Annotated in this window: 12 protein-coding genes; 2 read left to right on the top strand and 10 right to left on the bottom strand. The window is 39.8% G+C overall.

All coding sequences use genetic code 11. From position 1 onward, the window contains the following. Positions 1-61 precede the first annotated feature (61 nt). The 6 genes from nagE to EW028_RS03025 form a co-directional block, all read right to left on the bottom strand. Positions 62-2,005 carry an N-acetylglucosamine-specific PTS transporter subunit IIBC gene (nagE, locus tag EW028_RS03050; protein ID WP_131519854.1) on the bottom strand — a complete coding sequence of 648 codons (1,944 nt, stop codon included), beginning with the start codon at positions 2,003-2,005 and terminating at the stop codon, positions 62-64. A 179-nt stretch (positions 2,006-2,184) separates the two neighbouring features. Next, positions 2,185-3,126, bottom strand: coding sequence for an ABC transporter permease (locus EW028_RS03045; protein ID WP_131519853.1), 942 nt, complete (start codon positions 3,124-3,126; stop codon positions 2,185-2,187). Beyond that, entirely contained in the window at positions 3,104-4,024 is a 921-nt protein-coding gene (locus tag EW028_RS03040) for an ABC transporter ATP-binding protein (RefSeq protein WP_009370928.1), read from the bottom strand. Before EW028_RS03040 ends, EW028_RS03045 begins: the two co-directional genes overlap by 23 nt. A gap of 87 nt (positions 4,025-4,111) precedes the next feature. Then, entirely contained in the window at positions 4,112-4,819 is a 708-nt protein-coding gene (locus EW028_RS03035; protein WP_066037440.1) for an ABC transporter ATP-binding protein, read from the bottom strand. 9 nt (positions 4,820-4,828) lie between these two features. Then, positions 4,829-5,185, bottom strand: a complete 357-nt coding sequence (locus tag EW028_RS03030) for a GntR family transcriptional regulator (protein ID WP_048390347.1) — start codon at positions 5,183-5,185, stop codon at positions 4,829-4,831. Continuing rightward, complete coding sequence (locus EW028_RS03025; protein WP_131519852.1) at positions 5,182-5,958, bottom strand: hypothetical protein; 777 nt, start codon at positions 5,956-5,958, stop codon at positions 5,182-5,184. Before EW028_RS03025 ends, EW028_RS03030 begins: the two co-directional genes overlap by 4 nt. A gap of 190 nt (positions 5,959-6,148) precedes the next feature. Here EW028_RS03025 and EW028_RS03020 point away from each other — a divergent pair, with 190 nt between their 5' ends. Both EW028_RS03020 and EW028_RS03015 read left to right on the top strand, forming a co-directional pair. Beyond that, positions 6,149-6,382, top strand: coding sequence for a cyclase (locus EW028_RS03020; RefSeq protein WP_131519851.1), 234 nt, complete (start codon positions 6,149-6,151; stop codon positions 6,380-6,382). A gap of 6 nt (positions 6,383-6,388) precedes the next feature. Then, positions 6,389-7,063, top strand: a complete 675-nt coding sequence (locus tag EW028_RS03015) for an HAD family hydrolase (protein ID WP_131519850.1) — start codon at positions 6,389-6,391, stop codon at positions 7,061-7,063. A 17-nt stretch (positions 7,064-7,080) separates the two neighbouring features. Here EW028_RS03015 and EW028_RS03010 read toward each other — a convergent pair whose 3' ends face one another. The 4 genes from EW028_RS03010 to EW028_RS02995 all read right to left on the bottom strand — a co-directional run bounded on the left by EW028_RS03010 (position 7,081) and on the right by EW028_RS02995 (position 12,726). Beyond that, entirely contained in the window at positions 7,081-8,631 is a 1,551-nt protein-coding gene (locus tag EW028_RS03010) for a hydantoinase/oxoprolinase N-terminal domain-containing protein (RefSeq protein ID WP_054550891.1), read from the bottom strand. Continuing rightward, entirely contained in the window at positions 8,624-9,727 is a 1,104-nt protein-coding gene (locus tag EW028_RS03005; RefSeq protein WP_103117851.1) for an S-methyl thiohydantoin desulfurase family protein, read from the bottom strand. The genes EW028_RS03010 and EW028_RS03005 overlap by 8 nt, the downstream gene beginning before the upstream one ends. Continuing rightward, positions 9,724-10,992, bottom strand: coding sequence for a cytosine permease (locus tag EW028_RS03000; RefSeq protein ID WP_112117837.1), 1,269 nt, complete (start codon positions 10,990-10,992; stop codon positions 9,724-9,726). The genes EW028_RS03005 and EW028_RS03000 overlap by 4 nt, the downstream gene beginning before the upstream one ends. 129 nt (positions 10,993-11,121) lie before the next feature. Next, entirely contained in the window at positions 11,122-12,726 is a 1,605-nt protein-coding gene (locus EW028_RS02995; RefSeq protein WP_066037435.1) for a PucR family transcriptional regulator, read from the bottom strand. Positions 12,727-12,821 lie beyond the last annotated feature (95 nt).

Below are 12,821 nucleotides of genomic sequence, written 5' to 3'. Positions count from 1 at the left end.
AGGCATCTGTGTGCAATAGCTCATTGCCTCTGTATACCTTCGCTAACAGCCCCATTAGTTGTTACTTCTTCATTGTAATAATATTCGTTGAGCCTGCTCGTTGATAGCCAGTCTTTTCAAGTGTAATCTCTTGCCCCATTAAGCTTGTAAAGACAACTGGTGTGATGACAGAAGGTACTTGCCCTTCAATCTGTACAAGGTCTGCTTTTAATAACGCATCCCCACGCTTAACTTTTTGACCATCTGTAACGAGCAGATCAAAACCATCACCATTTAGTTTGACCGTATCTAAGCCAACATGAATTAATACTTCAATGCCCGTATCAGATTTTAAGCCAATTGCATGCTTTGTGGGGAACACCATCACTACTTGACCATCAAATGGTGCATAGACTGCTCCATCTGTCGGACGTATCCCGAAACCTTGGCCCATCAAGCCTGCTGAAAATGCCTCATCAGGCACTTCTGTTAAAGGCAATAAATCACCCGTCATTGGCATTTCAAAATCACGGAATGTCATCGTGTCATTCTTCACCTTTTCTTCCATGACAGGCTGAGCTGATGGAAGTCCTACATCGGCTGGTGCTGGATTGCCTTTTTTCAAACGTTCTTTTATGGCTTCAGCTAAAAACTCAACAGATGTCCCAATGATTACTTGGACATTGGTTTTACTAATACGCATAACTCCTCTTGCACCTGTTTGCTTCAATGTTTTTTCATCGACGCTAGCAGAATCCTGTACTAATAATCGTAGGCGAGTTGTACAATAATCCACTTGCTTAATATTGTCTTTTCCACCTAATGCTTCAATTGTATAATATGCACGTAAATCGACATCATCAGCAATAGCATTTACTTCGCCATCTTCATCCTCATCGTCTTCACGTCCTGGTGTTTTTAAGTCTAATTTTTTGATTAAGAAATAGAATACCACAAAGTAAATCGCCCCAAAGCCTAAACCTAAAGGTAATAAGAGCCATGGTTTATCTGCCAGACCAAGGTTGAGTAAGTAGTCAATTAAGCCTGCAGAGAACCCAAAGCCGTCACGGAATCCAACGAGATAGGCCACCGCCAATGAAATACCTGTTAATACAGCATGAATACCATAAAGAACTGGTGATAAGAACATAAAGGAAAATTCAATAGGCTCTGTAACACCCGTTAAAAAGGCTGTTAAAGCGATGGAAACGAACATCCCTCCAACGATTGGACGCTTTTCTTTTTTCGCTGCAAAATACATTGCTAGACAGGCTGCTGGTAAGCCAAACATCATAATTGGGAAGAAACCAGCTTGGAAATGTCCAGCTGTCGTGTCTCCTGCTAGGAAGCGGTTGATATCCCCTTTCACGATTTCGCCTGCAGCATTTGTAAATTCACCGAAATCAAACCAAATAATTGTATTGATTACATGGTGGAGACCCACTGGAATTAATAGACGGTTGAAGAAGCCATACATCCCTACACCAAGTGATCCTGCACCAATCATCCAATTACCGACAGCATCAATACCACCTTGAATTGGTCCCCAAACAATTGCTAAAATACTACCTAAAATTGCCATGGTGATGGACGTAATAATCGGTACAAAGCGCCGTCCACCGAAGAATGATAACCATTCTGGAAATTTCACATTATAATATTTGTTATATAATAAGCCTGCCGTAATACCGGCAATAATACCACCAAACACACCCATATTTAATTCTTCGTTAACAGTCCCTAAAACGGCGACTAAAACAAGATGCGCAATCGCACCTGCTAGAGCTGCGCCACCACTGCTATCATGTGCAAACCCCATCGCAATACCGATAGCAAAAATAATTGGTAAATTCCCTAGTATAGCATTACCAGAAGCGGCCATAATACTAGCAATGTACTGGATGGCTTCATTCGGTACGGCCCCAAGCATATCCGCTGAACCTAAACGCAATAGTAATGCTGCTGCTGGTAATGTTGCGATTGGAAACATGAGCGACTTACCGATTTTTTGTAAGAAAGCAAACATTCATTATCCCCCTTTGGTATAGTTGTCTAGACCACTTTAGTAAAAAAAAAAGCGTTTTCACTAAGTTGCTATTATTATAGGCGCAATTCAAAAAAAAATAAATACTTTTTTAATATTTCGTGATGTTAAACAAAAAAACCGCACCCTAATCCAAAATTAGGGCACAGTTCTTCTTTAGCTTATGCCGTGACATCACGTTTCATAAAGGTTGAATAACTAATGACAAGGAAAACTACTGCGTATATAGCAAGTACTGTTAATGAGAAGGGCAACGTCACATCAGCAATCATGGAGCCACCACCATGCTCATACTGTGTTAAATCAGAATGTGTGAGCCAAATATATTTGACGATGTCGTATCGGCTTAAGAACATAACTATCATGCCGCCTGTAAAAGAAAGGAACATCGTTAAACCGATTGCTAATGAGCTTGAGCGGAATACTGAGCCAATCAAAAAGGCAAATAATGTAGACATCACAAAATCGCCACTAGATAATAGGTAATGATAGGCTAAATCGCTCCATACAGCCTTTTCAACGACCTGTCCATTGACCATTTCTAATTCCACACCTGTTCCCATGCCGAACAAGACTAAGCCGATAAGGGCACTTACCACAACATTGACCACATACAATAACAAACCAAAAAGGAATGTTGTTAGTAATTTAGACGTTAACACTTTTGCACGAGACATTGGGCGCGTTAAGAGCATTTTAATCGTCCCTGTTGAAAATTCGCTCGATACAATACTAGCTGCGGTAATGACTGTAAATAAAGTAACAAGTGTAAGCATACCGCTTGTAAAGGACATAAAGCTTGCAAGACTACTATCTTTTTGACTTGGTGCATCATTCGCTAAACGATATTCAGAAATTGCCATCTGCTCTTGAAAGTATGCCTTATCTTCCTCCGTTAAATCTTCACCTGCTAGCGTCTCTTTATAAGATTGAATGGCATCCTGCTCTATGTCCTGCCAAGAGCCTTCCGTCGGGGATTTTACTTCATAATATTTGGTGATTCCAGCAGGAACAAGAATGACAAGAATCAGCATGGCCACCATTGCCCATGTTCCTTTTTTATGCCATAATTTCATCCACTCATTTTGAATTAGCTTCAGCAATTTGTCCGCCTCCAGTCATTTCTAAGAATTGATCCTCTAATGTTTTTTGATGTGGCTGTACAGCAAATAATTGAATACCCGCTTGGACTAGTTGTGTAGTCATAGCTGGGACATCCTCTTTCTTCATTTCCACCACATAGCCTTGATTCTCTGCTACAAAGTTAAAGTCACACTGTTCCAGATAAGCAGACACCTGCTCTTTTGGCTGTGCCTCCACATAATAAAACGATGAGCTTTCATTATGAATATCGCGCAGATCAATCAGCTGCCCATTTTGAATCACAGCCACTCGATCACACATCAATTCAATTTCTGATAACAAGTGACTTGAGACAAAGACGGATACGCCCTCTTCTGAAGCAATCTTACGCAGGTACATACGAAACTCACGAATACCAGCAGGGTCTAAGCCATTCGTCGGCTCATCTAAAATCAAAAATTTCGGTCTGTGCAATAACGCCTGGGCTAATCCTAGTCGTTGTCTCATACCAAGTGAATACGTAGAGACCTTTTCATGTATACGATTTTCGAGCCCAACTTGTTGAATGACTTCCTGAATTCGTTCCTTTGTTACATTTTTATGCATACGTGCAAAATGTAGTAAATTTTTATAGCCTGACATAAATTTATACATTTCTGGATTTTCAACAATCACACCAACCTTACTAATGGCTTCCTCGTAATGCTCCTTCAGTGAAAGCCCGTCGATGATGACATTGCCCTCTGTTGGATGCATAAGCCCTGTCATCATTCGGATTGTTGTTGTTTTCCCCGCTCCATTCGGTCCTAAAAATCCTGTAATTTGGCCTGGATATAAATCAATGTTTAACTGTTGAATTAATTGCTTTCCTCGAATAGTTTTCGATAAATTTTGCAATTGTACAATCGGTTCTGTCATATTTTTCACCCTTTCTAATCTATTTCGCCTGAGCATTATGCAGTCTGGCACGACAACATTGCTTTATTGACGATTCTTTCTTCACCTTTAGCTGTCTTTTACTGAAGGACGATAAAACCCTTTCATCCACTCAACTGCATCCTTATTAGCCACATCGCGTAATGTTTCCACATTCTCGTAGGCCATGATTGATCCTGCCTGCAATAAAATAATTTGATCTAAAATAGGCTCTACCTCATATAATTCATGTGTGGATAGCAAAATCGTTTGATTTTCGATGTCCGTAAATTGAATTAAGCCTTTAATCAACTGCTCTCTCACAATTGGGTCTAGCCCAGCAAATGGTTCGTCCATGACATAATAAGGAACCTCTCGTCCAAGGGTGGCAGCCATTTTCATACGACCACGATTACCCTTTGATAATTGGCGTAGCTTTGTGCGCGTATCTACCTGTAAAAATTGTGCGACGATACAGGCTTTGTCATAGGAAAAATCTTCAAATTGCGAAGCATAATGCTGGAAAAGCTGTTCACCCGTGTAGTACTCAAAAAACAAATCTGTATCTGGTAAATAAGCAATTTTGTCAGCACTTCTACGTGTGACTGGCTTACCCTCTAGTGTGATCTCACCAGCAGTGGGTCGCAGTAAACCAGCTAAAACTTTCATAAGCGTAGATTTACCACTACCATTTTCTCCAACTAGTCCAATGATTTGTCCAATCGGAAAGGAGAAGGATAGATCCTGTAAAACTGGCTTTTTCTTATATTGAAAAGATACATTTGATAGCTGTAACATCCCTTCACCTCACGCTTTATTTTTCAAAACCACAAGCATCTCTTCCTTCGAAAAGCCTAATGCCTCAATCGATGTTAAAAAATTTTCAGCCAGCTGATTTTTCATCTCTTCTCGCAATAACTCAATGCGCTCCTCATTGCTCGTAATAAATGTACCCTGTCCTCGTTTGGTTTCCGTTATATTCATTGCCTCTAACTCCTTGTATACACGTTGCACCGTATTGACATTGACACCTGTTTCTACTGCATATTCTCGAACGGAGGGAAGTCGATCACCTAGCTCCAACTTCCCCTTCAAAATGTCTCCACAAATTCGATCGACAAGCTGGCTATAAATGGGTTTGTCACGCGAAAAATCCATCGTCATCGTAAAACCACCCTTTCAAGCCACTTCGATGCTGCTAAAAACAGCAGTAGTAATAATAACGTAATGGCTATTTCCTCAACGACATATATCGAGCCAAGCATCCATTCCATCGTCATTTCTTTCGCTTTTGGTAGATAGTGTTCGATGTTTTGAAGCGAAACTTCCCCATGGAGGAAGATCGCTCGATACAGCTGACTCTCCGTTACCCGCGCCCAACCAGCTGTGGTTACATAAAACACAATCATTGTCAGCACAATTGAAAAACGACCTATTATGCGCTTCAATTGCAAATAAAAAGCTAAAAAGAATAAAAGAACGATAAATAGCATTAATTGGAAAATCATCAATATAATAACAATTATTACTAAAACTAATAAAATTTGTCCAGCGCTCGCGATCAGCTCATCCTTAATATTGAAAATGGCTATACTCGTGAAAAGGATAGTGAAGAGGACATAACCTACTAATGAGCAAACCAATTTTGCTCCGATAAGCTTTGTGATAGAGCTTGTTGAATGGAGCCAGCTCTCCTTTGCTTTAATATCCAAACGCATCGATGCTAAAAATTGTAAGATAGAATAGAATCCACCTAGAAAAAGGACGAGCATCGTAAATGCAAATGCTAGTTGATGCTCATGTGCAAAGAGATCGACATACTGATGTAAGATATAGGGAACGATCCAAGATAGCATAAGTCCCATAAATATCCCTACTAGAAACCATGAGCGATAAAGTACCCATTCTTTTTTTAAAAGTCCTGTAAAGCTTTTCAATCACAACACCTCGTGTCATAGTGTACTAGTTACATATTACACTATGACTTTTTTGTTGGCAAGTGGCAAATACAAGAAAAAGGAAATTTTGTTTACTCAACAATTACGCTTATGCTCAAAGAAGGTATTCACCTATTAAACACAGAATATATGGATAGCACTCTAACACTAAGCGTAAGGTGGTACTTGAATGGATAAAAGAGTTGTCTTTGATTTTGAAATTGAATTTACCAATGGTGGTGGCATACAAGGGCAGGATTTTCGCCTTGATATTGATCGAGATGACATATCGGACGAAGAGCTAGCTAAGTATATTGTGGAAGATATGAGGTTGCTCATGGTTGGCAAGGTAAAGATCCTAAACAAAAAAATTATTGATGAAAAACATAAACGTAAACCTTTTGATGAGCAAGAAAGGACATGAAGCTCGTTGAAAGCGATACTATTTGATTTAGATGATACCTTACTTAATCGAGATCATGCTGTCGATAACCTGTTTTATATTATTTTGGAAAAATACTATGGTGCTATTCAGGGTATGCTCAAAAAGGACATGCTGGAAAAATTTAAGGAATACGATAAAAGAGACTATGGGATTGCCGATAAAACCAATGTTTTATCATCGTTTTTTGATGCGTTTCCATCAACCTTTCAATTGCATCGCCATGACATGCAAGATTTTTGGGATCAGCAGTTTCCATATTGCTTTTCTATCGATCAACATATGTTGAAGGTTCTCCAAACGATTAAGAAGCAAGTACAAGTTGGCATTATCACAAACGGCTCTACACTGCGACAAAAGGCTAAAATTACACATACAGGTTTAGCTAGCTATTTTGATGTTATTCTTATTTCTGAGGAAGTAGGCTTAACTAAGCCTGACAAACGCATATTTGAATTAGCTCTACATCAGCTCCAAGTTCAGCCAAATGAAGCCTTATTCGTTGGGGATGACTTAGCAAAAGATATTGCTGGTTGTCAGCAAGCAAGGATGAAGGGCATATGGTACAATCCTCATCGGCTCACGAATCCTACTGACATTAAACCTGATGCAGTGATTCATTCATTTGAGCAATTAATAAAAGGAAGAGCCCTGTTTAACTAGGACTCTTCCTTTGACTGTTACACCATTTTCCCTACTACTTTTACCTTCAATCTTGTTGCATTTTCTGGATGATACGCGAGAGGTGTTTCTTCTACTTCCACTAGCTCAATGGTATCCTCAAGAGCACCTGCTAATACGGCTTGTTTCACAGCCTTGTTTTGTGCATCCTTTAAGGATTCCTCACGCGGTTCTTTGGAATAAATATAAATTTGCTCATATTGACCACTAATTTGTGCAATCGAGGCTCCGATGGCATTCGCAACACCACCGTATTCAGATTTTACAATTGTGGAAACGCCCCGAATCTTTTCTGGCACAATGATACCACCACCCCCTACTAAGACTAGTGACACATCCTCTGAGGAAGTTTTCATCTTATCAATCGCCTGTTCTAGTAACGAAGAAATTTCTTCTTGAACGGCTTTGGCAAAGGCTTCATCAATATGTGCCACTAACGTGGAATCACCTACATCTGCTAAGCCTAAACGGACAGCGATATCTGTTGTCGTTAAGGTCGAGCCACCGAAAACAAGGGCCTCCTCACTGATTTTATAGCCTACACTATCCGGCCCAACTGTAATTTTGTTGCCGTTCACACGAACAATACTTCCCCCGCCAAGTCCGACTGAAATAATATCTGGCATCCTAAAGTTTGTCCGAATGTCTCCCACTTCAACTGCGACCGAGGATTCTCGCGGGAAACCATCCTGTAATACACCGATATCTGAAGTGGTACCACCAACATCCAATACCATTGTGTTTTGAATTTGAGATAAATACGATGCTCCACGGATACTATTTGTTGGTCCACAGGCAATTGTTAAAATTGGGAATTGCTTGGCGTAGTCGATAGACATTAATGTACCGTCATTCTGGCATAGATACACCTCTACATCAAAAATGCCTTCCGCTTGTAACGCCTGTACAAAGCCCTGTGTTGTTGTCTCAATCACCTTACATAATGCAGCATTTAGAATTGTAGCATTTTCACGTTCTATTAACCCGACTGAACCTATTAATGAGGAGCAGGAAATTGGAAATTCCTCGCCATAGACTTCTTGAATCCATTCACGAACCTGCAATTCTTGATCATTTTTAATAGAGGAAAAGACACCAACAATCGCAATGGATTCTACTTGACCACGCCATTCCTCCAGTAGTTTTGTAATTTCCTGTTGATCAAGCGCACTCAATAATTGGCCGTCATATTCATAACCACCATGGGCAATGGCATAATTACCAGATAATTTATCAATCATATCTGCTGGCCAAGCTGTATAAGGGAGTACGGAAGCCGTCGCTGGATAACCTAGTCGAATGACACCAACCTTTGCTAGCTTTTTACGTTCAACAATGGCATTGGTGCATTGTGTTGTCCCTAACATCGCATGAGTAATTTTTGTCTTGTCAATATTTGCACCCTCTAGTAATTGTTGCAGTGACTTTTCAATCCCTGTTTTAATATCTAAGCTTGTTGGTGATTTCACACTGTAAATAAGCTGGCTATTATGGTCTAAAAGGATGGCATCTGTGTTTGTTCCACCTACATCGATTCCAATTTTATACATGCTCTGCTACCTCCTTTTTCACCAATTCCTCAATTGGCGTATACTCATATTCATAGCCAAAGTATTTGGGTCCAGCTGTTTCAATACCTTTTGCTGTACGCCATTTTTCATGTGCTGGTAAGCCAATCACACGCACACGTTTACCATATTTTAAGCTCTCTGTTGTAACAGGCAATAAAGTTTCATAATCCACCAAACAAATTAAGTCTGGTGTCATCGCTATAACCTGCTCGTTTTTCTCAGCTAATAAGTTTTCATTTTGGAAATGAACCTTCATTTGATCATTTTTATAAGATTCAATACCTTCAAGATTCATTTTACCTAGGTTAAAGCCACCCTTCGTTTCACGAATAACATCCACTATTTTTCCTTGGAAAAGCTCATATCCATCCGTAAGCTTTAAAAGGCTTTGTAGCTTATCGTTCACCTCTTGGTCTTTCGAGGCAATAATTTCACCAATTTTTTCAGAAAGCGTCACTATATGATGAACACCGCTTTGTTTAATTTGCGCACCCGTTGTTGGGTAGAGGCTCACTAAAGAACTAGCGCCCATTTCTACTGTTGCTGTTCGGGCGATACGCTCGGTCCATTTATTATCAATCGTTTCAAAAATACCAATATTCCCTTTTTCATCAGTGATGGCCATTGGCGTTGCCGAAATCCCATCTAAGTGGAATGTCACCATTTGTAATTCCGGAAATGCGCGCCCCATGCCATCACAATCAATCAATGGTAAGCCAAGCTGTGCTGCTACTACAATAGGAATCATCGAATTGACCCCACCTGCTTCCATTGGATAGGTGCCTGCAATTTTTTCTTTTCCCAAATATTGCGCGAGCTTTTGGAAAACCTTAACAAACTCATCGCCACGTGGGAATTTTTCTACTAAAACCGATGGCGCCCCCATCATTGCGGCTGGAATGAAAAAATCATCATCCGCAATTTCATCCACTGAATACAACTTTACAGGGCCATTTTTTTCGATAGCAGAAAGCGCCATTAATTTTCCAATATAGGGATCTCCTCCCCCACCTGTTCCTAAAAATGCTGCCCCTATGGCAATATGTTCAATAGCTGCCTGATCTAAATATCTCATCTATGTTCCTCCAATATGACCGTTTTTTGTACAGATACACGATACCCAACATAATAAATCACGAATGAAATAATGATGCCAATCATCGGTTGGTTTGGTAGCGCTGGCAATGCAGGGAATAAGGAAAATACCACTGGCATACAGGCAATTACAGCACCTACTAGCCAAGAAAATACACCTAATCGATTGACCCCTTCAACTTCCTGCCAGCTATCTGTTTTGCCTTTATGAATGACCCAGTAGGAAGCAATCATCACCCCTGCAACAGGCGGAATCATCGCCGATAAAATTGACATGATAGGTGTAAAATAATTTAAAATCCCTACAACGGCTAAGATTGTGCCAATTGTACCCGCCACACCTATGGCTAATCGTTCTTTGTTTTTAGCAACATCAAATACATTAATTAAGGCAATACCACCTGAAATTGCATTGACCAAATTGGTTTTCCATGTTGCTAAAATCAGACCCACTCCACCAATAAAGGGTGTTGCGATATGCAGAAAGACTGCTGTAATATCACTTGTTTGATAGGCAATCGTTAAGACAGCTCCCACAGCAATCATTAGCACCCCTGCAGGAATAATCCCTAATGTAGCGGCTTTGAAAACGTCTGAACGCTTTTTCGAAAATTGCGAATAATCACCCGCTATAACAGCCCCTAATGCAAAGGACCCAATCGTTACAGCTAAACCATCCATAAAGCTCATATTGCCCTGCGGCTGATAATCCCGAACGAGCTGTAGTTGCTCACCAGTTAATATTTGACCTAAACCATACAGACAAATGATGACGAGCAATGGTACGGCAATATAGCTTAAAATACGCAACACCTTCATCCCATAAAGTGCGGATACGACCATGACCATACCACTAATGAATGAAGCGATTGGAATGGGTATATTCAAATGATAGATTGCTAATAAGTTTGCTAAGGCTACGCCACACACATTGGCCTGAATGCCAAACCACCCTAAGCAAGCAATAGCTAAGATAATGGATAATATTGTACGAGAGCCCTTTTTTCCAAACACTTGTCCTGCTATATGGACAGTGGGCTTTCCTAAATCACTGCTTTGCATGCCTTGCAAAATCATGATAATCACGACAATAGCATAGCCTACAAAAGCAACAGCCAGTGCCTTTGATAAACTCATATTGGTAATCAGTGCGTTACCGACTAATAAACTAGGAATACAAATCATGGCACCAGCCCAAATAATGCCTAAGCTATACCAAGATTGACCTTTATTTTCATTTTGCATGTGACTCCCTCCTTATTTGGTGATGGATTAATGTTTTTAATTATAGAAGATAGGTAAGAGTTGAGTCTTTTGCGCAAATGAAAAAAATAATCTGAAATTTTGTTCAAAATGACAAAATTTCAGATTATTCTAATCATTAATCAATCGATATAGCATGCAAGCCATGTAGGCATCATAAAATTCCGAATATACGGTAACATCTGTGCCAATCAGCTCACTAATTTTTTTGATGCGGTATTTCACCGTGTTTTTATGGATATAGAGGAGCTCTGCACAGCGCTCCACACTAGCATTTGCATCTAATAAAAAGGTTATCAATGTCTGCAAGGAATCATGGTCACGTATAATGGGTTCAATTACAGACAAATATTCTTCAATCATTTCCTCGCCCTGCTTACTGACATCAATTGCCCTTTTCATGGAGCGCACTTCCGCTGCAGTAAACAATTTTCGCATCGGATAAATCGTATGGGCTTTGTCCCCCACCTGATTGACCAATTGATACATTTGACGAACAGACTTTGTATTTCTCATTTTAGGTGCATAAACAATTTCTGCGATTTGGGCATCATACTGAGTAGTTTCACTATATTCAATGGCAATCTCAAACTCATGATACTTATAAAAGCAATTGCCTACCAGTACAATCATACAATGGTCAATGCATTGGATGACTCTTGTTTGATAATATTTGGACAGTTGCTCTTCTAATTCATCGCGAATTCTTTTTTCGTCTGCTAAATCATGCATGTAGACAAGCCACATCATTTGAATGGCGGAAACATCAATATGAAGAAGATTGGCTAATCTTCTCATTTTCTCCCCTTCGTCATTGATAATAGCTTTAACTAAGGCATATTCACTAACCTCATCATGCTTGTCTCCCCATAAATTTATGGCTACTTGCACAACCTCACTTACTTTTTCAATTGTCTTAGCAGGTAATTTTGTATTTTCTTTAATCAGAAATAAAAATAGCGGCTCGCCATTTTTTTGATGTACTCTTTTATAGTCTACGACACAGGCGACATCACTTCTTAGCAGCTCGAGCTTGCCTGCTTCCCTCTGAAAATTGGATTGGGAGCATTCTTCAATGACATTCGCTACATCTAATGATGAATTTCGTGGCCACATCACTTGGTTCACAATGTCAAAATGACTATTGGTGAGCACAATATTCGCCTTTAAACGATCTGAAAGCATTTTCAGTGTAATTTCAACACTTCTTAAATGCTCAGGTAGTAACGATACCTTTTCTAATGTCTCTTTGACAAAATGATCATTAACGCCTTGATTACTAACAATCGCTTCCATAACCTCATAGATAACCTCGTTATAGCGCAGTGAATAATCATTTCGCGGCATACAAATGATAATAAAGCCTTGTGCCTCCGCTAACGCAAGCACTTCTTCTGGAATATCAGGCAATACAATACCGACATAATATAAAATAAGCCCCAGCTCTCCTAAATCATGTAAATGCTGAATCGTTTCACATTGCTGCTCCACACTATCTCGAATGGAGTAAAAGGAGCTAATGACAAGCTCCTCTGCATACCATTCCTCCTGTACACGGTTAATAATTTTCGAATAAAAATCAACATTCGATACCTCTAATACAGATAGAGATGATACGGTACGGTGCAGATTATCTCGCCCTGTTAACACCTCTGCGCCACGAAAAGATGGCAATTGTAATAATTCATTGACCGTTACCCCATGTTCCACCACCACTTTTCTTTACAACTCTTTTGAAGAAGAATACCATATCCCCTACTATCTTTCAAAATACAGTTTGCTCTCTATTTTAACTGGTAGCTTGTTAGTGT

Origin of the sequence: Lysinibacillus sp. OL1 (assembly GCF_004332175.1) — a bacterium.
Lineage (GTDB): Bacteria > Bacillota > Bacilli > Bacillales_A > Planococcaceae > Lysinibacillus > Lysinibacillus capsici.
This window is presented reverse-complemented; position numbering and strand designations above follow the sequence as displayed.

Excerpts from the sequence above, each read along its gene's own strand:
- nagE (WP_131519854.1), bottom strand. The coding sequence starts at position 2,005 with ATGTTTGCTTTCTTACAAAAAATCGGTAAGTCGCTCATGTTTCCAATC.
- EW028_RS03040 (WP_009370928.1), bottom strand. The coding sequence starts at position 4,024 with ATGACAGAACCGATTGTACAATTGCAAAATTTATCGAAAACTATTCGA.
- EW028_RS03035 (WP_066037440.1), bottom strand. The coding sequence starts at position 4,819 with ATGTTACAGCTATCAAATGTATCTTTTCAATATAAGAAAAAGCCAGTT.
- EW028_RS03030 (WP_048390347.1), bottom strand. The coding sequence starts at position 5,185 with ATGACGATGGATTTTTCGCGTGACAAACCCATTTATAGCCAGCTTGTC.
- EW028_RS03020 (WP_131519851.1), top strand. The coding sequence starts at position 6,149 with ATGGATAAAAGAGTTGTCTTTGATTTTGAAATTGAATTTACCAATGGT.
- EW028_RS03010 (WP_054550891.1), bottom strand. The coding sequence starts at position 8,631 with ATGTATAAAATTGGAATCGATGTAGGTGGAACAAACACAGATGCCATC.
- EW028_RS03005 (WP_103117851.1), bottom strand. The coding sequence starts at position 9,727 with ATGAGATATTTAGATCAGGCAGCTATTGAACATATTGCCATAGGGGCA.
- EW028_RS03000 (WP_112117837.1), bottom strand. The coding sequence starts at position 10,992 with ATGCAAAATGAAAATAAAGGTCAATCTTGGTATAGCTTAGGCATTATT.